The organism is Dokdonia donghaensis DSW-1, from assembly GCF_001653755.1.
Lineage (GTDB): Bacteria > Bacteroidota > Bacteroidia > Flavobacteriales > Flavobacteriaceae > Dokdonia > Dokdonia donghaensis.
In genome coordinates this window covers 2,040,583-2,064,321 of record NZ_CP015125.1, presented here as the reverse complement: position 1 = coordinate 2,064,321, position 23,739 = coordinate 2,040,583, and the positions used below count along the sequence as shown (strand labels likewise).

The 23,739-nt window shown below is 34.3% G+C and carries 21 protein-coding genes and 1 tRNA gene; 5 read left to right on the top strand and 17 right to left on the bottom strand.

The window, feature by feature from the left end:
- Window positions 1-22 precede the first annotated feature (22 nt).
- From I597_RS09110 to I597_RS09090, 5 genes are all read right to left on the bottom strand, one after another.
- The gene (locus I597_RS09110; RefSeq protein ID WP_035325009.1) at window positions 23-946 is read right to left on the bottom strand and encodes a restriction endonuclease; all 924 of its coding nucleotides are present in this window, start codon (window positions 944-946) and stop codon (window positions 23-25) included.
- Between the two features lie 48 nt (window positions 947-994).
- Window positions 995-2,377: a hypothetical protein gene (locus I597_RS09105; RefSeq protein ID WP_035325010.1), complete on the bottom strand. Its 1,383-nt coding sequence runs from the start codon at window positions 2,375-2,377 to the stop codon at window positions 995-997.
- Between the two features lie 124 nt (window positions 2,378-2,501).
- Window positions 2,502-5,015: a GIY-YIG nuclease family protein gene (locus I597_RS09100; RefSeq protein WP_035325011.1), complete on the bottom strand. Its 2,514-nt coding sequence runs from the start codon at window positions 5,013-5,015 to the stop codon at window positions 2,502-2,504.
- A gap of 5 nt (window positions 5,016-5,020) precedes the next feature.
- Window positions 5,021-6,514: an Eco57I restriction-modification methylase domain-containing protein gene (locus tag I597_RS09095; protein ID WP_035325012.1), complete on the bottom strand. Its 1,494-nt coding sequence runs from the start codon at window positions 6,512-6,514 to the stop codon at window positions 5,021-5,023.
- Window positions 6,504-7,157: a DNA methyltransferase gene (locus I597_RS09090; protein WP_035325013.1), complete on the bottom strand. Its 654-nt coding sequence runs from the start codon at window positions 7,155-7,157 to the stop codon at window positions 6,504-6,506. Before I597_RS09090 ends, I597_RS09095 begins: the two co-directional genes overlap by 11 nt.
- Window positions 7,158-7,386: 229 nt before the next feature.
- Here I597_RS09090 and I597_RS09085 point away from each other — a divergent pair, with 229 nt between their 5' ends.
- The 3 genes from I597_RS09085 (at window position 7,387) to I597_RS09075 (ending at window position 9,211) form a co-directional block, all read left to right on the top strand.
- The gene (locus I597_RS09085; protein ID WP_035325014.1) at window positions 7,387-7,746 is read left to right on the top strand and encodes a hypothetical protein; all 360 of its coding nucleotides are present in this window, start codon (window positions 7,387-7,389) and stop codon (window positions 7,744-7,746) included.
- Between the two features lie 217 nt (window positions 7,747-7,963).
- Entirely contained in the window at window positions 7,964-8,521 is a 558-nt protein-coding gene (locus I597_RS09080) for a hypothetical protein (protein ID WP_035325015.1), read from the top strand.
- The gene (locus tag I597_RS09075; protein ID WP_035325016.1) at window positions 8,522-9,211 is read left to right on the top strand and encodes a nucleotidyl transferase AbiEii/AbiGii toxin family protein; all 690 of its coding nucleotides are present in this window, start codon (window positions 8,522-8,524) and stop codon (window positions 9,209-9,211) included.
- Window positions 9,212-10,091: 880 nt separating this feature from the next.
- Here the strand turns inward: I597_RS09075 and I597_RS09065 are convergent.
- Complete coding sequence (locus tag I597_RS09065) at window positions 10,092-10,280, bottom strand: hypothetical protein (protein WP_035325018.1); 189 nt, start codon at window positions 10,278-10,280, stop codon at window positions 10,092-10,094.
- 209 nt (window positions 10,281-10,489) lie between these two features.
- Between I597_RS09065 and I597_RS09060 the strand changes: the two genes are divergently transcribed.
- Window positions 10,490-11,239, top strand: coding sequence for a hypothetical protein (locus tag I597_RS09060; RefSeq protein ID WP_035325019.1), 750 nt, complete (start codon window positions 10,490-10,492; stop codon window positions 11,237-11,239).
- Window positions 11,240-12,067: 828 nt separating this feature from the next.
- Here I597_RS09060 and I597_RS09055 read toward each other — a convergent pair.
- The 10 genes from I597_RS09055 to I597_RS09015 all read right to left on the bottom strand — a co-directional run bounded on the left by I597_RS09055 (window position 12,068) and on the right by I597_RS09015 (window position 21,855).
- Window positions 12,068-14,017, bottom strand: coding sequence for a heavy metal translocating P-type ATPase (locus I597_RS09055; RefSeq protein WP_035325020.1), 1,950 nt, complete (start codon window positions 14,015-14,017; stop codon window positions 12,068-12,070).
- Window positions 14,018-14,028: 11 nt separating this feature from the next.
- Entirely contained in the window at window positions 14,029-14,235 is a 207-nt protein-coding gene (locus I597_RS15040) for a GDCCVxC domain-containing (seleno)protein (protein ID WP_081964965.1), read from the bottom strand.
- 5 nt (window positions 14,236-14,240) lie between these two features.
- Window positions 14,241-14,828, bottom strand: coding sequence for a mercuric transport protein MerTP (merTP, locus tag I597_RS09050; RefSeq protein ID WP_035325021.1), 588 nt, complete (start codon window positions 14,826-14,828; stop codon window positions 14,241-14,243).
- Window positions 14,825-15,187, bottom strand: a complete 363-nt coding sequence (locus I597_RS09045; protein ID WP_035325022.1) for a DUF3703 domain-containing protein — start codon at window positions 15,185-15,187, stop codon at window positions 14,825-14,827. The genes merTP and I597_RS09045 overlap by 4 nt, the downstream gene beginning before the upstream one ends.
- A 67-nt stretch (window positions 15,188-15,254) precedes the next feature.
- Entirely contained in the window at window positions 15,255-15,668 is a 414-nt protein-coding gene (locus I597_RS09040; RefSeq protein WP_035325023.1) for a Fur family transcriptional regulator, read from the bottom strand.
- 2 nt (window positions 15,669-15,670) lie between these two features.
- Window positions 15,671-17,857 carry a TonB-dependent receptor gene (locus tag I597_RS09035; protein WP_035325024.1) on the bottom strand — a complete coding sequence of 729 codons (2,187 nt, stop codon included), beginning with the start codon at window positions 17,855-17,857 and terminating at the stop codon, window positions 15,671-15,673.
- Window positions 17,858-18,304: 447 nt separating this feature from the next.
- The gene (locus I597_RS09030) at window positions 18,305-19,834 is read right to left on the bottom strand and encodes a hypothetical protein (RefSeq protein WP_035325025.1); all 1,530 of its coding nucleotides are present in this window, start codon (window positions 19,832-19,834) and stop codon (window positions 18,305-18,307) included.
- On the bottom strand, window positions 19,834-20,097 hold the full coding sequence (locus I597_RS09025) for a helix-turn-helix domain-containing protein (RefSeq protein WP_035325026.1): 264 nt from the start codon (window positions 20,095-20,097) through the stop codon (window positions 19,834-19,836). The genes I597_RS09030 and I597_RS09025 overlap by 1 nt, the downstream gene beginning before the upstream one ends.
- 184 nt (window positions 20,098-20,281) lie before the next feature.
- Complete coding sequence (locus tag I597_RS09020; protein WP_035325027.1) at window positions 20,282-21,532, bottom strand: site-specific integrase; 1,251 nt, start codon at window positions 21,530-21,532, stop codon at window positions 20,282-20,284.
- A gap of 235 nt (window positions 21,533-21,767) precedes the next feature.
- Window positions 21,768-21,855: transfer RNA gene (locus I597_RS09015), tRNA-Ser, on the bottom strand.
- Between the two features lie 245 nt (window positions 21,856-22,100).
- Here I597_RS09015 and I597_RS09010 point away from each other — a divergent pair.
- On the top strand, window positions 22,101-22,508 hold the full coding sequence (locus I597_RS09010; RefSeq protein WP_035325028.1) for a BLUF domain-containing protein: 408 nt from the start codon (window positions 22,101-22,103) through the stop codon (window positions 22,506-22,508).
- 73 nt (window positions 22,509-22,581) lie between these two features.
- Here the strand turns inward: I597_RS09010 and ychF are convergent, their stop codons facing one another.
- Window positions 22,582-23,676 carry a redox-regulated ATPase YchF gene (gene ychF / locus I597_RS09005; RefSeq protein WP_035325029.1) on the bottom strand — a complete coding sequence of 365 codons (1,095 nt, stop codon included), beginning with the start codon at window positions 23,674-23,676 and terminating at the stop codon, window positions 22,582-22,584.
- Window positions 23,677-23,739: the final 63 nt, after the last annotated feature.

Genomic DNA, 23,739 nt, shown 5'->3' with positions numbered 1-23,739 from the left:
AAGGCTTAATTAAGAGTAAATTTTACTCTTCAAAATAGTCGAGATCAATTTTTTTAATATTAATTGTCTCTGCAATCTGAACTCCTAAATTATATTCAATTGCTAGTTCTGTAAGTTCTTTACCATCTATGAGAACTATTTTTTGTTGTTTACTATCTGAGGCTGTTTGAATAGCGCTCGAAGAAAATCTACTCGTGGTTAAGAAAACACCTTTTGTAACACCTTGTAAAGCAAGAGAACCAATAAAATTTCTTATCTCAGGTGAACCAACAGAGTTATTTGTAAATCGCTTTGCCTGTATGTAGACATTTTCTAAACCTAAACGGTCTTGCGATATGATACCGTCTATACCGTCATCTCCAGTTTTACCAGTATGTTGAGAGGCTTCTTCTCTGAACTCACCATACCCCATCTTTTGAAGTAATTGAATTACAAAATTTTCAAAATATTGAAATGAGTTTTCTTTTAATTTATCTAGCAGTTCTGTTGCTAGCTCATTTTTGAGGTCTTTTACAGTTGCCGCTAGAACTTCTTCTGGTGTTTGTTCTTCACTAGTGGTATAATTCTTTTGTTTTGAACTTGTATCTGCTTCATTAAAGGTTTTACGCCATTCTTGATAATCTGGAAATTGCTCTAACTGCTTCATACGAAGCTTAGAAGGATTTGTAGCTAAAAAATCTTTCCCTATCTGTGTGATTTGATAAACACCACGTTCGGGGTATTGAATTAATCCCGCTTTCTTTAAATAACTCCTTGTCCAGCCTACTCTATTTCTAAATAAACCCATCTGCCCGCTGGGTACTTTAATTTTCAAATGTTCTTGACTTAATTTAAAATAATCTGCTAAAATTTTCATTACCTCATTTAATGTTCTAGAACTACCATCTTCAAGTAATTTCAACATTGGCAACATTATACTTTGAAAATCTGGAATATCGTTTTTCATATTGATTATTTATTTTCTTCAAATTCTTCTAAAAACCACTCTAAGGTTTTACCGTGTTTTCCAAGTTCCCGAGTTAAAAAATTTTCGTGCCCCTTGATAGCGTTTTTCTTGGCGTTGTAAATTTTTGAAATCGTCCCCAAATCTCCGTCTTTCCAATAAGGTTTTAATTCCTCTGGGTAATTCTGGGGAATTATGCTTAATTCCCTTTTGTAATCGGCCTCGAGCTGATTCAAAATGAGACTGTTCTGAGATTTCTTCCTCTCTAAATCTTTTTCTAATTTCTTCTTTAGACTCTGACTCTCGGGATACTTCGCTCGTAGTTTTGTCAAGTAATTTTCCTTCTCCTTCAACTTCGCTTTTCTTTCCAAGATATCTGCCTTCCAAATCTCCACAGTATTCTTGAAATTCTTTCTCCTCTCTTTCAAGCTTGTTTTTTTCAATTGCAAGCTGTTCGAACTCTCCTGCAAACTGTGAGTATACTTGTGCATCAAATCGGTTTTCCATTTGTTCCAATCCCGATTTCTCTGCTTCTGTAGCGTTCTCAATTCTTGATATTTCAGATTCAAATTCGTGTTGAGTTCTTCTGTAAGATTCAGATTCCAAGTTTTTTCTAATTGATCGTATTGTGTTTGCAATGCGACTCTTTCTGCAGTTGTAACCCTCCCTAAAAACTCTTCTTTGGTCCTCATCAAATTCCAGTACTCTTTCTGAAGTTCGTTTGGCAACTTGTGTGTAAGCGGTGTTGGCTTCTTCTTCACTATACTCCCATTTTGTGTGTTTAGTAATATTAAAGGCTTTCTCAATATCTTGATCTGAAGATTTTGGCACTCTAACACTAACAGTGTCGATACCTAGACGACGTAGCTTTATCCTCTTTTCATCATCTATTTTATGTGTAACTACTAATTCTATAAATAGAATTGGTTTCTCATTTATATCAAAAAAGACAACATCTGGTCTCATTAGCAGGTAACGATCTTCAATATCAGGATTCTTACCCCAGTCAACGTTTCCTTCTTCATCTTCATAAAAAGTAATTTCTGACTTTACACTATGAGCATCAATAAATCTCGCGGCTTGTAGCTGTACAGGGTATTCATCATTTCCCTTATGAGGATATTTGAGAATAGCCGGAACTTTAATTCTTTTAAGACGTTGTAAAATATTACTCGCAAGTATCTCCCTATATTCTCTGTTACTAAATACGCAAGGCTTTTCTCCTTTAGATTTATCTACAGGGACGTGACTAAAATAGGATTTGTAATTAGGGTTTTTCCTTTGAATTGCCGCTTGCATTTCTTTACCGCAGCCCAGACAATAGTATCCCTTTCTCCCACTTTCTGCATCATCTATAAAGATAACGTCTCCTTGAATATTCTTTGCCCGATCTGATTGTAAATCTGGCTCATAAATTTTATTTCTTAATGCCATAAGCACTCCTTACTTATAAAACGCCTAACTCTTTTTGATAATGAAGTAGATAATTAGCAACCATTGCACTAATTGATTAGTAATACCTTAATAAAATCTTTAATATTTTGACTTAAAGCAATGATCAATCTTTATTTACAAAAAGATCACCGTAATCTTCCTCAGTTATGACAGTATCAAAACCACCTATGTTTTCACCCTCTCGCATTTTAATACCAGTGTATTCCAAACTAGCATCTTCGTATCTTTTGAATTTATAAACAGCATCATTCATTAGTGAGCTATTAAAAACCCCTAAACTCACTAACAATTCAAAATCTTTTACATCTAGTCCAGTTACTTTTTTGAAAAGTCCAGGTTCTAATTGTGTAATGACATCTTTTAAACTTCTTTCTCTATAATCTGTTAAATACATAAAGACAGGAATTCTAGTCGCAAATTTGATTAGCTTTTCCTGTATTTGCTTTCGCAAACTTTTATATTCTTTTTCTTCAGCAGTTAGTTCTTTCTTTTCTTTTTGTGTTAAAGGTTTTTCATTGGCTTCTTTTTTAGCCTTTTTTACTGATTCAGATTTATTGATAATTGTTTCAATATCTTGATTCAGATTTCTAAAACCTTCAATACTCATTAAAGCGTCCAGAGCATCTTGATTAGCCATTAATTTGGCTAATGTTGAGTTGTCAACATTTACCAATAAAGCAGATTCCCAACGTCTTGCCAACAAGGTCGCTGAAGTTCCACTCATTGCGATATCCAAAACTCCAGCTGCATCAACTTGTTTCATTGAACTACCATCGTAGGCAAGTACTGGCAAGAAATGAATAAATTCAGCAACATTTTTTTCTGGATTTGATTCATTAACATTCAAACGACAGGCATAATCAGCTACTTGGCTTAATGCTCTATTTGGTGCAAAGTCAAAAACATAACATTCCTTTTTTACAATTTCTGTTTTATTCGGTGATTCACCATCAGGATTATTAATCGTCCAAGGTGTTTGCACTCTAAACGCAGCCTGAAAATAGGTTTCTGGACTTGAAGAATTTCTTAGCATTAATATTCCTGTCCAAGGTTTTACAGAAACACCGGTCGTTAATTTACCACAAGACAATGTGATAGTTTTTGATTTCAATGGATTATCCATTTTATCTAAAACAGGTGGTAAAGCTTCTACGCCAATTCCAGCTCGTGTTCCGGCGGCAACTACAATTTCATAATCGTGATAAAACAAATTATTGAGCTGCATCATTAAGTTACGCATTGCATAACAAGCTGCAACAGTTGGCAAAAACCAAAATGTATGATTCAAAATACTTAATAATCTAGCATCTGAAAATGGCATTGGTGGTTTTTGAGCACCCAATTTTAAATTATCAAGCGTGGTTTCTCTGTAACTACCTCTAATTAAATCTAGCCAATTTTGGACTTCGCTTTCCATTTTAAAACGTGCATTTTCCCCTTCACCTGTTGCTGCAAAAAACACGTTTAAATCAAACTCATTAAATTCTCCACCAAGTGCGATTTCTCGAATTGCATCTGGCATTTGATACGTAAGCATTACCATTCTTGGTAAGCTTTCATAGGGATTTATACCTCCTTGCCAATTTTCTTTCGCACTTTGCTCGTCTGAGTACGTCCAATTAAAAATTTGTTCTTCTATAAACTCACCAGAGGTTAAGGCTCTAAATGGTGTGCCAGATAAATACAAAAAGTGCTCTGTGGTTATGGGTATAATTTCTGAATCAAACTTTTCTATTCTATCTACAAATTTTAAGTCTTCATCTTTTCCATCTTCAAAAAGCTCTTCAAAAAGTCCTTTTGAATTTTCATTCCAAGCACCATAATGGTATTCGTCAAAAACTACGCAATCCCAGTTGGTAGCGTGTACCCATTCGTTTTTAGTTTTTATTCCTCCTGTACTTGTATTTTTACCTAAATAGTCTTGAAAAGAACCAAAGCAAACAAAAGGTTTTGAAGTGTCTAAATCTTCATATTGCATTGTGTTTTTAGATACAAATTGCCAACCTTCAAAGTCTACGTGAGTCATTAAATCTTCATACCAAGCACTTTGTACAGCAGGTTTAAAAGTAAGTACCAACACTTTTTGCCAACTCATTGCTTTTGCCAATTGGTAAGTCGTAAAGGTTTTACCAAAACGCATTTTACAATTCCATAAAAACTGAGGTGTTTTCCCTTTATTTTCTTTGTCGGCTTTAAAGGAATTAAAAAATGTACTGGTTTTTTCTACTGCATCTTTTTGTTCTGGACGCATTATAAAATCTAAAGTTCTATCCTCTACATTTTCCTCACCACTTTTTACCGCTATCAAAGCTGCTTGCACATCTTTATTTGTACAAACAAACCATTCACCATCTGGATTTTTAAAACCTTTTTTTTTAAGGTAATCGTGTATTTGATAATCTCTAAAATTTGAGCCATCATTACGCATTGCCGATTCCTCTAATTCTATAACAAACTCAGAACGAGCAGCACCTATTTGTTCTTTTATTCGTTGTTGAGCTGTTCTGTTAGTATCACCAATTTTTAATTGTCCTTTTCTGCTAGTATCATTTGGTAATGAATACGCGTAAATGGTAGGCGTCACAGGAGCTCTTTGTGGAAAAAATTCTTTACTCATAAAAACTATTTAATTTTAGAATCTATAAAATCCCATTCATCATCAGTTATATTCCATCTTTTTCTCAAGATATCATCAGTAAACTCTTTGTCATATTTTTGTAGATGTGGAATGTAGGCAAATTTATCTCGAGTAACGTGTTGGGAAACTACAGTTTGAAGAAGCAGAAATCTAACTATTTTGGTGAATAGGTAAGATTTAAATGATAATACTTCTTTTTCGGTTTTAAGAGCTATTCCCACCAATAAAGATTCAGTACAAACTTCACCTGGTTTAGCAATACGAGTGTTACTATCGTAATAAAATGCAACAGGTTTAGAAAAGTCCGTTTGTCCAGCAATTGGAGCTGCAGGCATAAGGAATTTCCATTTATCAATAATTTTATAACGGTCTGTTACATCTTCAGGTTGAGCATATTGTAAACCTATTCTTTGCGTAAAATAACAAGGAACACCTTTTTTATGAGGTTTATAATTCGTTGGCATACCAAAAGGTTTTCTTGACGAAACAACCTTGTCTAAATAATGCTTAGGATTTTCAATTTCTCTAACTTTACGAATTATAGGTACTGCTTGAGAATGTCTTATTAAAATATCAAACTCGTTTAATGCTCTTTCTGAAGTCACTTTCCTACCATCATATTGGTTTGTTATTTCACATAATCCTTTATTATCTCTATCCCACAAGAAATAACAAACACCGCCAGCAATATCTACACCTGGAAAAACTGCAGATGAATTTTCAAAATCTACTAGCTTTCTTATTCTATCATCATTTAACATTTCAGCTCTAAATGTATCAAGTCCTTTACCTCCTGCATACCAACGAGCTGGCATAATCATACTTAAAAATCTAGGATTCATTTTTTTTGCCTGTTCAACAAATAGTTGATATATAGGACTTGCACTTCTTCCGTGTCCACCATCGCTCAATTGATAAGGTGGATTACCTATAATTACATCAAACTTCATACTAAATATTTTTTCTGGCTTATCCGTGTGTATAAACTGGTAAGCGTAGGTTTCTAAATCTTCTTTTCTGCTGTAAACTTCTTCGCTAGCACCACAATAAATACATTTTCCATTTTTCCAAGTGTGCTGCGTGTTGTCAAATCTTATATTGCCTTGTTCGGTTTCAAATTCTGTACATACCGAGTATTTTCCGTTAGCTTTTTTAGAGCAATAAGTACTACGTCTAGCTAATAAAGAGGTTAACTCTGTAATGGCAATCCCATATAATTGATTTTTAAATATGTGGTTAATGCGTTCTTGCTGGTTTGGTATTTGAGTTTCTAAACCTTTGTTTAAACGTTTGGCTATTTCTCTAAGAAAAACTCCAGATTTTGTAACTGGGTCTAAAAATGTCGTGTTTTTCCTTTTAAAGAGCTCTTTTGGTAGCATATCCAACATTTGGTTTACGAGCTTTGGCGGTGTAAACACTTCATCGTTGCTTAAATTTGCTAAGCAAGACAATACATCTGGATTATAGTTAATCTTCATCTTGTTGGTTTAGCTTTAAAAAGTGAGTGAGTTTATATTCTTTTATTGGTGTTGGTATAAATGCTTTATCACCTAGGTCTGAGAATAAATTGGGTTCTTCCATTGGTTGGTTTCTTAGTAATTCGTCTAGCGTGTAATCACGCCTTTTAATCATACTTCCATTTATAGCAGACCATTCTGCAAATATGATGGGTTTACCATTGTTCTGTAGTAAGGTCAAAGCGTCACCAACTAATATATTTTTACTTAAAATAAATACAATTGTATCGATACAATCTTCTTTTATCTTTTGTTTAAAAATAGAAGTGTAGGTCTCTTTAAAAATATTGAGCAAACGCTCTCTACATTCTTGAGCATTATCTTCTAGTAAATCCACTCCATAAATGCTGGATACAGCTATTACAGCATAACGCTCAAATTCCAATTGACTTTTTTTGTATTTGTTGGTTACAATAGTCAGTTTTCGTCTTAAAATTTCCACCAAAAAATTTCCTGTGCCACAAGCTGGTTCTAAAAAACGAGAGTCAATTCGTTCAGTCTCCTGTTTTACTAAATCGAGCATTGCATTCACTTCACGCTCGTTAGTAAAAACTTCTCCGTGGTCGTTTACTCTTTTTTTAGATTTTACTTGAATATCATCCATAGTCCCTTCATACTAATTACCTCTTTAACTCTTAACAAAACCCTAAAATATACATCTTTACCCACCTAGCGCAGTAAATAAGAAAGTAATCTATCGTTATAAAGTGTTAAAGTGCAAACCTTAAACAGGAAATACGTACAAGTGCATTAGGGAAAATACCTCTAGTGGTAGTTATTTATCAAATACCCTCCCTATCTTCACAATCGTTACCATATAAACATACACCCCAATGACCCTAGAAGACCTCGTAGGCACCTACACCATCACAGGAAGCAACCAAAGCCCAGATGCCGCAGGTTATAAGGGCGAACTCACACTAGCGCTAGACGAGCACAAGAGAATCGTTGCTACTTGGCTAATAAGTGGTGATCAGCGCCAACAAGGAACTGGCTTTTTTAAAAACAACATCTTGGTGATTAATTTTAATTATGAGGGTGATGACAAGACAATCTATAAAGGTGTGGTGGTCTATCAATGCATTACCAAAGATCTACTAGAGGGCTTCTGGTCAGAAAAACACGGTAATCCGCGTTACCTAGGTGAGGAGCGCTGTTATAGAAAGGGCGTGCATAAGGAGGTGCTTCATTGAGTTTGAAGCATATCTGTGCTCGTTTTAAAACATTTATAGTCTTAAAAGGGATATTGCCATAGGTTTTTAAGCTTTAGCTAAGCCTATACTGAGCCTGTCGAAGTAGTATAAATTAAGGAAATATTCTATATTCGAATATGGAATATTGTATGTTAACTTATTGAAATTTAATTATATATTCATTATTATTGCATATTCGAATATGGAATAATAAATTATGAAGTATAAACAACAAATAATGAGTCCGCAAGATATTGTCATCTTATTAAAGATTATTGCCATAAATAATGAAAAATGGCAGCAGCTAGATTTGGCACACACATTAGGCATTAGCCAGTCTGAGGTGAGTAAATCTATTGTACGTTCAAAATATGCGGGCCTGATTGACCCTTCTGGAAAGAAGGTATTTAAACTGGCACTACTCGACTTTTTGAAGAGTGGTATTACCTATGTATTTCCGCAAAAACCCGGATCATTAGTTAAAGGAATACCTACAGCACATTCTGCACTACCGCTTAGCTCTCAGATTGTGAGTAATGAGCATTATGTGTGGCCCTCAGCCCGTGGTACTTTAAGAGGACAGGCTATAGAACCTCTCTATCCATCGGTTATAAAGGCGGTAGAAAGTGACGCAACCTTATATGAATTGTTAGCCTTAGTAGATACTTTACGCGTAGGCAAGGCAAGGGAAAAAGCTATGGCTATTAAAGCCTTAGAACGTTTATTTTTTGATGCTAAAAGCACTAATGAAGGTAGGAATTTATTGGTACTATAAATGATAAGTCAGGAAAAAAATAGAGAAGCAATTGAGCAAGTAGCTATTGGACTTAAGGAACTTAAGGAGACAGCGGTGTTTGTAGGCGGTGCAGTGGTGAGTTTATACGCAGATAATCACGCAATTAATGAAATAAGAGTAACTGAAGATATAGATGTTACTATTAAAGTTAAGAATTATAGTGATTGGATAGAAATAGAAGAGCAATTACGGGATCAAAAATTTTATCCAGACCCAGTAAGCACCTCTATTGTGCGTAAAACATTTAAGGGAATACCTGTAGATATAATTCCAGATGGTATTGATAACCCCGTAAATGGTAATAACAAATGGTATGCATATGGCTTTAAGGACATCCACAATGCAAAAGTCAACACGCAAGAGATTCAAATTTTTAGTCCATCGATATTTATAGCTACTAAGTTTGAAGCATTTAATAGCAGAGGTACAGATTACCGCACCAGTCACGATATTGAAGATATACTTTACGTATTATTAAATAATAGCGACATTGTTTCTGAAATAAAAAACACCCAAAAAGACGTTCGTCTATTTATAAGAGAGCAATTAGCACTACTGCTTGTACAGCGCAGTAGTGATGAAATTTTGTCGGCAAATATTGATCGTCAAATTCTTACTGAAAGTTTAGACTTATTAAAAGTAACTATCAATCAAATAATTGATAGCTAAATACCATTCCACCAGCTAAATAATTATATAAAAAAGGATTACCTGCGGTGATCCCAAGATGGGTATCCTTTGCAAGCACAAAACCTTTAACGAGCGCGGCTCGTTGGTTTTTTGTTTTATCCCTTCGCCTTCCAAGCGAGCTTGGGGCTGGGTGAATTGTTCTTGTTCTTGTTCTTGTTCTTTGGGGATTACCTGCGGTGATCCCAGTTGGGGTGTCCTTTGCAAGCATAAAACCTTTAACGAGCGGGGCTCGTTGGTTTTTTGTTTTATCCCTTCGCCTTCCAAGCGGAGATTAGAAATAATTAATTGGTGAAAATAGAAAAAGGATTACCTGCGGTGATCCCAGTTGGGGTATCCCTTGCAAGCATAAAACCTTTAACGAGCGGGGCTCGTTGGTTTTTTGTTTTATCCCCTTACTTACAAGCGGAGATTAGAAATAATTAATTGGTGAAAATAGAAAAAGGATTACCTGCGGTGATCCCAGTTGGGGTATCCCTTGCAAGCATAAAACCTTTAACGAGCGGGGCTCGTTGGTTTTTTGTTTTATCCCTTCGCCTTCCAAGCGGAGATTAGAAATAATTAATTGGTGAAAATAGAAAAAGGATTACCTGCGGTGATCCCAGTTGGGGTGTCCTTTGCAAGCATAAAACCTTTAACGAGCGGGGCTCGTTGGTTTTTTGTTTTATCCCCTTACTTACAAGCGAGCTTGACGTAGGTGTATAAAACAAAAAACCTGCAACATACGTTGCAGGTTTCTTTTGCGGAGAAAGAGGTAAGTGAACCTCTTTCGTAGTGCCTTTATTTATTACTGTTTCAGTCCTGTACCATTGTTGGGTCACCTAATAGGTCACCTTTATACCTTGTAGTAAAGATAAGGAATTTACTTGATTAATCCTTGTACTTTACTGATTTCAAAGCCCATAAAGTCGCAAAATTCATCGATAGTAACTAACTGATGAGCTTCTTTGTTAAGGCGTTCTTTAATCGCTTTGATTATTGTTCTGCCATAACGCTCACTCTTTCCTGTTACTACCTGTACGTCTTTAGGGTAAATACAGATTCTACTCATTCACTTTAAATTTAAAATTAATACTCTAACTATACTTTATCTATACCGTAGCTATAAAGCACTTATATACAATATACGACTAATATCCCATTGAAAAAACTAACTAAATCGGAAGATTTGGCAACTTATAAACAGTACGGAATCACTCTAATACATTGACAGTCAATAGCTCGTATATTTGATATTCATCATCAAAAAATGTATTAGTTATGGCAAAATTGAAAGGTATTATCAAGTTAGAAGGAACGTTAGACAATCTAACTTTTTACAAAGCAAAAGAGGGTTATTTAGTAAAAACTAAAGGCGGTGTTTCTAAAGAGCGTATTCAAAATGACCCAGCGTTTGAACGTACTCGTGAAAATGGTTCAGAATTTGGTAGTTCTGCATCATCTGGTAAGTTATTGAGAACATCAGTAAGAAACTTAATGATTAGAGCAAAAGATAATCGAGTTTCAAGTCGTGTTACTCAAAAAATGACACAAATTAAAAACTTTGATACAACCTCTGTAAGAGGACAAAGAAATGTAGCTACAGGATTAGCAACACCAGAAGGTAAAGCCACATTAAAAGGCTTGGATTTCAATAATAGAGCTATTTTAAGTGCTGTTTTATTCGCTCCGTTTACTGTAGATGGTGCGACAGGTGAAATTACTATCCCAAATTTAACGCCTGCCAATGATATTGCATATCCAAGTGGCGCAACACACATAAGTTTAAGTTCAGCATTTCTAAAAGTTGACTTTGATACTACAGATAACGCAATCGAATACAGTCCTACTGTAAATATTCCGATTGATTCAACGTCTGCAACGCAAACACTAACTCCAGCAGGTGTGCCAACAGGTACAGGAAACGATATATTCGTTTTATTAGTAGAGTTCTTCCAAGAGATTAACGGTGTTCAGTATCCGCTTAAGAATGGCGCATATAACGTTTTAAATATCGTTGAAGTAGCATAGTTTCATTCTGACCTTTGAAGCTGAAAGAGTCCTATAATTTTTATTGTAGGACTTTTTCTTTTGCCATAATTTTTTTGAAGAAAAGAAAAAAGACAGCCAATGTTAAAGGTAGCGTGGATGATGCTGTCAAGGTTTTTGGGTAAAAGTTTTTTACTCTAAAATCTTGAAACCTTTTACGATAGCTACTTAAAAAAGTTTTATTCAAAACCCGTAGGGCTTGACCTTTACAGTATTGAGCGTTGGCAGAAGGAAGCTACCTATATTTGCTTTCTTTTTTATTTTTTTATGTACTTCATTTACAAGTTTAGCACAATCTAATCACCTTTTAATTATAGCACTATGTTTCTTGATATTTGTTAACGAAATGAAACAAACAAAGACTTGAGGTAAGGAATACTTGGACTTAACGATGGTTTTGTGCAGCTTGAATGAGATAACTAATATTCTAACCTACTTTATCTTACTTCTGTTTCATTAGAGTTCCAAATGTGGTTGTGTGTTCCAATGTGAGCGTGTGATAAGCGGATATTTTACATAATACCAGTTATAGCTACGAAAATATAATAATACTGCGTTAGCAAACTTCTGAGAGGATTTTTGCTACTATAACTTGTATTATGTAACATAGCTTGGGTGAGTTTAGGGTTTTATGATAGAATAATAACAGAATAGCTTATTGCATTTTGGTTTGATTTTATGAAAACCAAAGCTGTAATATGCTATTACCTTAAAGACAAAAAAACGCTAAACTTGTGAGGTGAGCGGAACAACACAAAAGACAGAGGATTTTGAGGTACGAAAAAACTGGGTTTTGGGTTGTGGGGACAATTACCAACTCATTCGTTGTAATCTAACTGCATTCAAAATTGCTAATAATGCTACTCCTACATCTGCAAAAACTGCTTCCCACATTGTAGCTAAACCACCTGCTCCTAACATTAAGACAATGACTTTAACACCAAAAGCTAAAATGATATTCTGCCAAACTATTTTTCGTGTAGAACGACTTATTTTAATGGCTCTAACAACTTTTGAAGGTTGGTCTGTTTGAATAATAACGTCTGCGGTTTCTATTGCGACATCACTACCTAAACCACCCATTGCAATACCAACGTTACTTGCTGCTAAAACAGGTGCATCGTTTATACCATCACCTATAAAAGCTATTTTGTTTTCAGGGTTTTTCTTTAAAATCTCAACTTCGTTTAACTTATCTTCTGGTAGTAAACCACCTTTAGCATTTTCAATATTTAGTTCTTTTGCAACTTGTTGGGTAATGGAATCTTTATCACCGGAAAGCATCATAATTTTTTTAATGCCTACTTTGTGTAATTCTGTTATAGTTTCTTTTGCATCTTCCTTTAATTCATCTGCTATGACTACATAACCTGCAAATTGATTATCGATTGCAACTAATACTATCGATTCTACAATAGATTCTGTTTCCGTTGGAACATCAATATTATTCGAAGTCATTAAGGCTTTATTTCCTACTAAAACTGTTTTACCATTTACAATGCCTTTTAAACCTTTACCTGCAATTTCAGAAACTTCGGTAGCTTCAAAATCTTCTCCTTCTGCTTTATACTCTAAAATGGCTTTAGCAATTGGATGCGTGGATTGTTCTTCCATCGCCATTAAGTATTGCATAAATTCGGTTTCATTCCAACCGATTGCTTTTACTTCTTTGATTTTAAAAACACCTTTGGTAACGGTTCCTGTTTTGTCCATTACCAAAGTATTTATCTTGGTCATTGCATCTAAAAATGAAGCACCTTTAAATAAAATTCCATTTTTTGAAGCTGCTCCCAAACCACCGAAATAACCTAATGGTATTGAAATCACTAACGCACAAGGACAAGATATTACCAAGAAAATTAATGCTCTGTATAACCAATCTCTAAATACATAATCATCTACAAAAAAGTAAGGTATAAAAGTAACACCAATAGCTAAAAACACTACAATTGGTGTGTAGATACGAGCAAACTGTCTGATAAACAATTCTGTTTTAGACTTACGAGCTGTTGCATTTTGAACCAAGTCTAATATTCTCGCAATAGAACTATCTTCAAACTTGTTGGTTACCTCAACTTCAATAACGCTTTCTAAATTAATACTACCTGCATAAACCTTGGTTTCCTTCTGAATGGAATCTGGTTTGCTCTCGCCTGTCAGAGCTGCTGTATTTAAAGATGCTTTTTCGGATAATAAAATACCATCCAATGGGATTTTTTCGCCTACACGAATTTGAATTTTCTCTCCAATATTTACAGCTTCTGGCGACACACTAACATAATCACCATCGCGAAATACATTGGCTTCTTTTGGCCTAACATCCAATAATGCTTTAATATTTCCTTTTGCTCTATTTACTGCTGCGTTTTGAAATAATTCTCCTACTGCATAAAATAGCATTACTGCAACACCTTCTGGATATTCACCAATTATAAATGCACCAATTGTAGCAATAGACATTAAAAAGAACTCTGTAAAAACATCACCTTTTATAAGGCTTTTCCATCCTTCTTTAATTACTGGAAATCCAACAGGAATATATGCTAAAGTGTACCAAACTACTCGAATCCATCCTTCAAATTGAGGAATCGCATCAAAATAATCTACAGCGATACCTACCATTAACATAACAAAACTTATAATAGCAGGAATGTATGTCTTGAATGCACTTCCATCTCCGTGGTCGTGACCATCATCGTGAGAATGTTGTTCTTCTGAATTTGGTTTTAAATCTCTTAAATTGACTTTCTTTTTTTTCATTTAGTTTTGTTTTAGCAACAACTTTTGTTTTGTTGAATTGGTGGACAAGGAACTGTACCATAAGAACAATACACACAACAATCTCCTTCGTTTGGTTTCAAAACCGTTTTACAATGCTCACACTCGTAAAAGAATTGACAAGCGTTAGTTGGCATATCTTCTTTCTTTTTATGACCACAGGTTGGGCAAGTGATTTCCGATTTTAATATAGTTTGCATCAATTTTAATTTTTATCAGTTACTTTATAACCCGTAGAATTAATTGCTTTCTCAATTTCTAATTCATTAGTTTTAGTTTGGTCATACTCAATGATTGCGTTACCATTCTTGTATGATGTTTTTGAGTTTACAATTCCGTTAAGTTTATTTACTTCGTGGTTTACGTGAGCTTCACAACTGGCACAAGTCATTCCACTTATTTTATACTCTGTTGTTTTGATATTTGATTTATCAACGATAACAATTTGTTTCTCTGAATTTGGATAAAACATACTTGAGTAGTATGGTAATGCTAACATCACTATTGCGAATACTGTTACAACTCCTAAAAAGGTTTTTGACTGAATAAATTTTGGATTTTTATCCGTTTCACATTCACAGTCGATTTCTTTTTCTGGTTTTAATTTTTGATACCAAGCAAAGAGAAGAACTAATATAGTTAGCCCTATTAAGTAAGGTCTAAATGGTTCTATCCAAGAAAAAGTTGAAGCTACACCACTTGTACCTGCAATTAATGCCAAAACAGGTGTGATGCAACACAATGAAGCCGTGATTGCTGTTAGGATACTTGTAACCGCTAATTTATTTTTCATTCTATATATAATAATTTTTCAATGTCATTTGGAATAGGCATACGTTTTAATGGTGGTACGTTTGCGCCACCTGTGTTACCAAGAGGAACGTGATTTATAAATGATTTCCAGCCACCAACAAGCAATCTAATAATTTGACCGAATACTTCTTTAGTATCTTTTTGTCTAAATCCAAACTTTAGCATTAGCCAATGTGAATAGGTATGCTCTATAGGATAAGATTGTCCTATTATATGACTACGTTCTAAATGATACCAAGCATTGCTAAAATGCTTATTTTCTAAACAGAAACTGTATAGTTTTAATTCTTCGTTGTACGCCTGTTTCAGATGTTGAGGTATTTTAGTATTAAACTTCATATCCACTAATTTTGGATAAATGTACTTTAATAGTAAGTGCAATGGAAGTGCAATGGAAGTGCAATTATTAGCCACTACACTTATCGCAAATACCTTTTACCACCAAATTTACATTCTCTGACACAAAACCATCAGGTACTTTAATTTGCGGTATTTTATGTTCTGTTAGGCAAATCGTTTCATTGCAATTGTTACAATGGAAATGTAAGTGTAAATCGGTTTTTATATCACAATTACATCCCTTTTCGCATAACGCATATTTTGTTATCCCTGTGCCATCGTCTATTTGATGCACAATATCCTTTTCTTCAAAAGTTTTAATAGTTCTGTACAAGGTAGTTCTATCTGCTTTTTCAAAAGCACTTTCAATATCACTTAATGTTACCGCTATCTCTTTTTCTGCAAGAAACTTATAAATTAACATACGCATTGCTGTTACACGAATATTTTTTGACTCTAATACTTGTTCTATTGTTTCCATAGCTAATCGTGGTCTTCGTTTCCAAATGGTTTAATAATAAGTCCTACACTAAATATAAAACCATCTGTAGGTGCATAAATCTCTGGAAAAACAGGATTGTCGTGTGGTGGTAAAACCAAAGGTGAAAACCTGCTTTGTCTTCTATCTGTAAAATTCTCAAAATTCACAAATACACTTCCTAATTTAAAGTTACGCATCACCAATAAACCCATAGTTACAAAGTCTGTAGTCTCTGTTCCGTTAGATAAAAACTGTTTGCCTGTATAAAAGGTTTCATAACCAATACGCCATTTTTCAGATTCGTACATTAAAACACTACCTGCGTTATGTTTTGCGGTTAATGGCTTCTGTGGATTGCCAGGTAAATAATTTAGTTTGGTATCAATTAGTGCATAGTTTAAAAACCATCTAAAGTCTTTGTATGTAAATTTAATATTGGTTTCTGCTCCTTTGCTAAAGATTTCATCTGGTGCATTTTCAAACTGAAATAAACCGTTATCTGTAGAATTTAAAAGCAGTCCATCATTAATAGCAGTCACATAGAATAATTGATTTATAGAAAAACCAATCTCATCAGATAAACGTGTTTGATAATTCAAATCAAAATTAACACCATAAGAACGTTCTGCATCTACTGTAGACTTATTTATCCCAAGCACATTTTCAAAATTGATATATTCTGCTTCCTCTGTAAAAATATCTGGAATCTTATACCCTAAACCTCCACCAATTCTACTTGAAAATCCACTATTATTTTTATAGAGTAGTGAAATCCTTGGAAGTGGAAAGAAACCGAAATCAGTATTATAATCTGCTCTTAATCCAGTTTCCAATATCCAATTATCTGATATGTCGTAGATATTATTTGCAAATGCCCCAAAGGTCACATCTTTTTGGTCTCGCTGTAATGGTGCATTATCATTTTCATCAAAGTTTGAAGTATATAGATTAGCTCCAACTATCCAATCCGTATTTTCTGATGCTGTATTATAAGATATTTCAGTAAACGTGTTTGTTTGTTTGCCATCAAAATTGAAATCCGGAACAGTTAAGTTCCTATCGAAAAAAGAGACACTATTTTTAAACTCTAATGAACTTGTAGAATCTAATTGTGTTTGATATACCAATTGACTGCTTAATCGTTTTGAATTGTTTTCTTCAGTATATTGATGAATACCATCTTCACCATTTTCAATTTTATTAATATCACCACCAATTCTATCATCATACGTTCCGTTTAATCCAAACCAAACTGTTGTATTCTCTGATGGATAATAAAAAAGTTTAGGATTAAAAGAAATAGAAGTTGTTTTTGGTAAATTACTAAAGCCATCATCTTCTGGATCGTACGCTTTTTGGTAGTGACCAGAACCATAAAGCGAAAAACCAAATTTTTCATTTCGTTTGCTATAAAAGACATTGGCTGTACTACCTAAGGCTTGTGTTTGCGTAAGCATTATATCTAAAGCAGGTTCAAAATCTGGTGTTTTGGATACCATATTTATTAAACCTGCAATAGCACCACCACCATAAAGTGTTGATGAGCTTCCTTTAATAATTTCAAATTGTTGTAGGTCTAAAGGTGGGATTTGTAAAATACTTAACCCACTTGAGAAACCACCATATAATGGAAAACCATCTCTTAAAAGCTGTGTGTACCTACCATCCAATCCTTGAATACGAATATTGGTGCTCCCACTACTTAATGATGTTTGTTGCATCTGTATTCCTGTACTTTCTCGAAGCACCATAGAAATATTAGTAGGATTCATTATTGCTTTTTCTCCTAATTCCTCTGCACCTATAAACTCTATACGTGTCGGTATTTTTCTTACGGTTCTTGTACTTCTTGAAGATTGCAATACTACAGCATCTAATTGATTGCCACCTTCTTTTAATTTAAAGATTAACGCTGTATTACTTGGAATTTGAATTGTTGTCTCAAATGTTTCAAAACCTAAAAAGGAAATTATTATTTGATGCTGACCATCTGGTATTTCTGTAAAAGTTGCAATACCGTCAAAATCGGTTACTGCTCCTTTTTCTAATGCTTCAAAATAAACCGTAGCACCCAATAAAGGCTCGTTTTCAGCTTCTGTTAGGACTTTTATTTGTATGTCTGATGTTTGTGCCTGTAACGATAGGCAAAGTATTAATATGAGCTTTATGCTCAATAGATATTTATTCATTGAATTGTATTTGTAATTAACTAAAAAATTGATTTAAAATCGATTTGTTTTAGCTTATTACTTGTGGCGGATGCCAAATATTGGAAAGGAAATTAAACCCGTAAATAGGTTGATATGTAGAAATTAACTCCGTTGAGATTTCAACATTGAGTTTTAAATTAAATGTCTTGATTGGTTCGTAAGTAATTGTCATACCGCAACAATTACAAATACAAGTTACAGGACAAGAATCGTCACTATCTTCTTGATGATTGTGATTTGTACTTATTTCGTCTTGATGATTGTGATTTGTACTTATTTCGTCTTGATGCTGGTCTTCTATATTTAGATCATCAGAACAAGGCTTTGCTGAAAGCAATAGTATTATTAAGGATAATATGATTGTTACAAATTTCACAATTACAAAGATAAAAATTTAATGATGCAATGGTTGTGCAATTATTTTATTTAAGCGACAACCTTTGCTTTCTCCTTTAAAGTTTCAAGATGCTTTACCATATTGCTTTTACACCATACCTCTGGCTCTAATTTAGGTGTGTGTCCTATCGCTTTGGTTAATTCCTCTGTCATTATAGCCTCAACCACATCTACATATTCTTCTGTTGTAGAAATACTGTCGTGTATTGTATATATTGGTGCATCTGGATACTCTATTGCTATACGTTTTGCTATAACATTTATCATTAAGTAACTCTCTATACTCTGCAACAATCTTGGAAGTAGTGATTTATCTTTACTCTTAATCTGTCTAAAAACCTCATATACGTTTGGGAACATCTCCTTAAATATCTTCTTTGGTTTTGCATCCTCTTGCCCTAAAAACCTATTATCTGTAAATAGCACTTGAAATACTGCTGTTTTAACCTCTTTGCGGTTTGAGAATGTTTCCCCTAAACGAAGACTAAATTGTTGCTCTAAAAACTCGTAAAGTGTTCCACTCACCGCAAGATTTATATACTGGCTAAACTCATTATTCATAAGGGTTTTATCAATATCTCCTAACATAATGTAAGAATCAGTATCGTGTACCTTGATATGAGATATACTCATTCTTTCATCAATCCTACCATCACCCTTGTAATTATTCTTATTTATATTATTAAAAGAAGAAAATGACGACTTTTTGGGCTCGTCAAAGGTGATTGATAACTCATTTGGTGCATTTGGCTCATTTTTTTGCTCAATCCAGAACGAGCGACTCAACAATATGGTGCTTAAATAAGGTTGGCTATTTTTAATATCAATCGAAATTAATTTTTGGCCATCATACGTTACTGCATTTCTAATAACGCTTCGCATATTAGTAAGGTTGGAATGGAAGCGATACACATTATCATCGTGCAACAAATAATAATCTTTACGGCTAATTTTTTCTGCGCTAATTTTTGCGTGGTTTAATTGGTCAATAGGTCTTTTATATTTGACTTCGACCTTACCATAGTTATTAACCTTTTTGGATTGCCACAAAGATTTGTTGTCTTTCTTCAACGCATATTCTTCGGCTAAAAACTTGTTGACGTAATCAATATCAATTTCTAATTTTTCATCAAACCATTTTGTTAGGTAGTTTAGATGCTTTACTGAAACTGCTCTATTGTTACGCTCAACTTTTAATTTCCTGTGAAATGTTTGGTCGCTAATAGAATGAATAGCTACTTCGCATCTGTATTTTTCAGTAAGTCTAAACCCTTTTGATTTTGACCCAACAAAGTATTGATTATCCGTTTCTATAATTTTTGCAACATTGATAAGATAGTTTAAGTACTCTTTATAGTTAGAGATTTTGTCCTGTAAGATTTTTGCACTTATAGATACAAAGTCATCATACATTAAATCTTTGTTGTAGAGTGTAAGCGCATTTATTAAGTGAATAACATATAATAGCTTATCTCTTTTGTGTTTGTATTTCTTAAAATTAGGTGGATAATCATAAACAATTTGGTCTATGTCTAAATTCTCTGGTATGTATAATCTCATTAAGCACTCTTGTTTTGGGTTAAAATTCTAACTACATCGTCATACTCATAGTACATCGTTTTACCCATTTTGGTAAAGGGTAGTGTACCATTGATTCGTAAATTCTGCAACGTACCTGGTGAGATATTTAATAGCTCACGTACGTCTGCTGATTTTAACCACTTTTTTTGCTCTGTTTGGCTTCCTAAAATTGTCTTAAGTTCTGTAATGATTTCCTGTTTTAGAGTCTTTAAATCATCCTTTGTAATTACTTCAAATGTCATTCTGTATTAAAACGTATTAAAAGGTGTAAACACCTGATTTATATTGTGTTAATTTACGACAATTTGATTCTTTTATAAAATGAAGTTATAAACAGTTGTAAACAAAAAGGGCTCTTTTTTCAACAGAAAAACCCCTGTAAAAACAAGGGTTTAAGCATATACTTATATATTTTGTATTTATGCTCTAATTAGCAATTCTCTTGGAAGCGTCAATATTACTTTTGTCTGCAAACTTTTGTTTTAAAATTGCCATATCATCACTCACTTTTCTATCCAATATTTTAGCATAATGTTGTGTCGTTTTAAGTGATTTATGCCCTAACATTTTACTAACTGATTCCATTGGCACACCATTAGAGAGCGTTAACGTAGTTGCAAATGTATGACGAGCTAAATGGGTGGTTAGATTTTTATTGATACCACACAGGTCTGCTATCTCTTTTAAATAGGCATTAGACTTTTGATTGCTCAATACAGGAAGTAATACACCTTTTGTTACTGCCTCTGGATGGTTCTCGTATTTTTTTATAATCTCTAAAGCGGTTGGAAGTAGTGGAATATTACTTCGTGTATCAGTTTTAGTACGCTTTGTTTTTATCCACTTATCGCCATCAATACCAAATACCAAATTATCTTTTGAGAGCTTCTTAACGTCGCTATACGCTAAACCTGTAAAGCAACAGAATATAAAAATGTCTCTTACTTGCTCTAACCTGTTAGTGTGTAATTCTTTTTCGAGCATTGTTTGTATTTCTTCTTCTGAAAGGAATTGGCGTTCTACTTCTTTTAAACGCACTTTATAATTTAGAAATGGGTCTTTTTTAATCCAATCGTTTGCAATTGCAATACGTACTATCTTTTTAAAATTCTTGATATACTTGATTGTACTATTGTGTCCGCAGTTTCTAACCGTTTTTAAATAGAACTCAAAATCTGTAATATACTTGTGGTCTATTCTGTTTACAGGTATATCACTTACATTGTATTGATGTTGCATAAACTCTTGTAGATGCTTAAACACCGTTTTATAACGTTCTAAAGTTCCTGCTGAAAACTCTCTACCAACTAATTTTTCAACTTGCTTGTTGTGATTATTAAAGATGGTGATGAGTGTTCTTTGTTTTTCCTCAACACCCAAAAACTTGTTTTTAAGGGTTTCGGTTGTAACCTCTTTGTTATCTTGAATTAAGTCTCTTTGGCTTTGATATACTTTTGTAGTAAGTGAATCTAAATAGGCATTTAGTTCTCGTATATCTTCTGTTCTTCCAATAGCTTTATTGGCTTCAACGCTCCATTTCTCAATCTCAATGGTACGTTTTGTACTAATCTCTGTGCGCTTACCATCTATGGTAATACGCAGGTAAATAGGGCATTTGCCCTGTGCATCTACTTTACTCTTTTTTAAGTAGAATAATAATCCAAATGTTTTGTTCATTCTGGTGACCTTTAATTATACATTAATTTACAAAATATTGAGGTCTTTTAATTGATTTATATTGCTGATTTATAAACAGTTATAAACAATTAGGTGACCTAATTAAGGTTATAAAAAGGTCACCTAATAGGTCACCAACAGAATGGTTTTTAATACATATTTTGATGTTTTGGGTAAACTAAAAAGTCCCATAAACATTGAGTTTACAGGACTTTCGTCGATTTTGAATAAATCTTGGCGGAGAAAGAGGGATTCGAACCCCCGGAGGTGTGACCCTCAACAGTTTTCAAGACTGCCGCATTCGACCACTCTGCCATTTCTCCTTAAGTGTCTCATCAAGCTATCTGCCTGATTGCGGGTGCAAATATACAGCGCTTTTTTAATTACCAAAACCTTTTAATGAGTTTTTTTGAAAATAATTTGAGACCTATTATTCCCTAACAAATCGTGTGCCTATAGGTAGCTCACAATAAAGTAATTATACATTTTGTTTAATTATTTTAAAAATACATTAGACAAATAAAATATTTACTATTATTTTTATAAAGCCAATCAAACCCAACATACAATGTACACCATCTGTTATTTTAGCAAAGTAGCACCCCATCTTACAGAAGCCCAAATACAAGAAATACTTGATTACACCTATACCCAAAACAATGAGAAGGGCATCTGTGGTATCTTATTACATACCCTAGGTAACTTTTTTCAAGTACTGGAAGGTGATGAGGCCTACCTCACAGATCTCTATGAAAACAAGATTAAGAAAGACCCGAGGCATCACAACATTTTTGAAGTGATACACAAAGAAGGTAGCGACCCCGTGTTTACGTCTTACAGTTCGCAGTTTCTCAAGGTAGAAGATAGTGATGTGCTTGATGACATCAAGGCGTATGTAAAAAAACACGCCATCGTCTCCTCTACTGCAGATAAAATTGCGAGACTCCTCAACACGGTTGAAATAGTCGCATACTAAAGCATCCTCACAAAAAAAAGCCTTTCTCAGCGATGAGAAAGACTTTTTTTAATACTATAGAAATAGGTACTCCTTATACGTTAAATAAGAAGTGCATTACATCACCATCATTTACAATATAATCTTTACCCTGTACACCTAGCTTTCCTGCCTCACGTACCTTAGACTCACTACCGTACTCCACAAAGTCATCATATTTAATCACCTCTGCACGTATAAAGCCTTTTTCAAAATCTGTGTGTATCACTCCCGCAGCTTGTGGTGCCGTTGCACCTATATTTACCGTCCAGGCACGTACTTCTTTTACACCCGCTGTAAAGTATGTTTGCTGGTTAAGTAACTTGTATGCACCGCGTATTAATACTGCGCTACCTGGCTCCTCTAGACCTATATCTGCAAGAAACATCTGGCGCTCCTCATAATCATCTAGTTCTGTAATATCTGCCTCAGTACCTACGGCAAGTACAATCACCTCTGCATTTTCATCTTTTACCGCCTCACGTACCTTGTCTACATAGGCATTACCATTTACAGCAGCATCTTCATCTACATTACATACATACATCACTGGCTTGTCTGTAATAAACTGTAAAGGCTTTACAAACTCCTCACGAGTATCTTCATCTATGTCTATCGCACGTACAGAGATACCTGCTTCTAGACCTTCTTTTATTTTAAGTAACGCTGCTTCTTCTGCTTGGGCTTCTTTATTACCCGTACGAGCCGCACGTTTTACTTTTTCTAGCTTCTTTTCTGTAGTTTCGAGATCTTTGAGCTGTAGCTCTATATCTATCGTTTCTTTATCTCGTATAGGGTCTACACTCCCATCTACGTGCACAATATTATCATTATCAAAACAACGCAACACGTGCAGTATCGCATCTGTCTCACGTATGTTTCCTAAAAATTGGTTTCCTAGTCCTTCTCCCTTACTTGCCCCTTTTACAAGACCTGCAATATCTACAATCTCTACCGTAGCAGGGATTACACGTTCTGGGCTTACGAGCTCCTCTAGTTTTGCTAGCCTGTTATCTGGTACATTTACCACACCCACGTTAGGCTCAATAGTACAAAACGGATAGTTTGCGCTCTGTGCTTTGGCATTAGACAGACAGTTAAAAAGGGTTGACTTCCCTACATTAGGTAATCCTACGATTCCAGCTTTCATATAATAGTATGTATTAGTAGTACGCTTTCGCGAAAGCGGAAAACCATTCTTTCCACTTTATTT

What these genes read in the sequence shown, in the direction of transcription:
- I597_RS09060 (WP_035325019.1), top strand. Translation starts at nt 10,490, where the DNA reads ATGGCAAAATTGAAAGGTATTATCAAGTTAGAAGGAACGTTAGACAAT.
- I597_RS09085 (WP_035325014.1), top strand. Translation starts at nt 7,387, where the DNA reads ATGACCCTAGAAGACCTCGTAGGCACCTACACCATCACAGGAAGCAAC.
- I597_RS09055 (WP_035325020.1), bottom strand. Translation starts at nt 14,017, where the DNA reads ATGAAAAAAAAGAAAGTCAATTTAAGAGATTTAAAACCAAATTCAGAA.
- I597_RS09110 (WP_035325009.1), bottom strand. Translation starts at nt 946, where the DNA reads ATGAAAAACGATATTCCAGATTTTCAAAGTATAATGTTGCCAATGTTG.
- I597_RS09040 (WP_035325023.1), bottom strand. Translation starts at nt 15,668, where the DNA reads ATGGAAACAATAGAACAAGTATTAGAGTCAAAAAATATTCGTGTAACA.
- I597_RS09105 (WP_035325010.1), bottom strand. Translation starts at nt 2,377, where the DNA reads ATGGCATTAAGAAATAAAATTTATGAGCCAGATTTACAATCAGATCGG.
- I597_RS09010 (WP_035325028.1), top strand. Translation starts at nt 22,101, where the DNA reads ATGTACACCATCTGTTATTTTAGCAAAGTAGCACCCCATCTTACAGAA.
- ychF (WP_035325029.1), bottom strand. Translation starts at nt 23,676, where the DNA reads ATGAAAGCTGGAATCGTAGGATTACCTAATGTAGGGAAGTCAACCCTT.
- I597_RS09090 (WP_035325013.1), bottom strand. Translation starts at nt 7,157, where the DNA reads ATGGATGATATTCAAGTAAAATCTAAAAAAAGAGTAAACGACCACGGA.
- I597_RS15040 (WP_081964965.1), bottom strand. Translation starts at nt 14,235, where the DNA reads ATGCAAACTATATTAAAATCGGAAATCACTTGCCCAACCTGTGGTCAT.
- I597_RS09095 (WP_035325012.1), bottom strand. Translation starts at nt 6,514, where the DNA reads ATGAAGATTAACTATAATCCAGATGTATTGTCTTGCTTAGCAAATTTA.
- I597_RS09100 (WP_035325011.1), bottom strand. Translation starts at nt 5,015, where the DNA reads ATGAGTAAAGAATTTTTTCCACAAAGAGCTCCTGTGACGCCTACCATT.
- I597_RS09045 (WP_035325022.1), bottom strand. Translation starts at nt 15,187, where the DNA reads ATGAAGTTTAATACTAAAATACCTCAACATCTGAAACAGGCGTACAAC.
- I597_RS09030 (WP_035325025.1), bottom strand. Translation starts at nt 19,834, where the DNA reads ATGAGATTATACATACCAGAGAATTTAGACATAGACCAAATTGTTTAT.
- I597_RS09035 (WP_035325024.1), bottom strand. Translation starts at nt 17,857, where the DNA reads ATGAATAAATATCTATTGAGCATAAAGCTCATATTAATACTTTGCCTA.
- I597_RS09025 (WP_035325026.1), bottom strand. Translation starts at nt 20,097, where the DNA reads ATGACATTTGAAGTAATTACAAAGGATGATTTAAAGACTCTAAAACAG.
- I597_RS09080 (WP_035325015.1), top strand. Translation starts at nt 7,964, where the DNA reads ATGAAGTATAAACAACAAATAATGAGTCCGCAAGATATTGTCATCTTA.
- I597_RS09075 (WP_035325016.1), top strand. Translation starts at nt 8,522, where the DNA reads ATGATAAGTCAGGAAAAAAATAGAGAAGCAATTGAGCAAGTAGCTATT.
- I597_RS09020 (WP_035325027.1), bottom strand. Translation starts at nt 21,532, where the DNA reads ATGAACAAAACATTTGGATTATTATTCTACTTAAAAAAGAGTAAAGTA.
- I597_RS09065 (WP_035325018.1), bottom strand. Translation starts at nt 10,280, where the DNA reads ATGAGTAGAATCTGTATTTACCCTAAAGACGTACAGGTAGTAACAGGA.
- merTP (WP_035325021.1), bottom strand. Translation starts at nt 14,828, where the DNA reads ATGAAAAATAAATTAGCGGTTACAAGTATCCTAACAGCAATCACGGCT.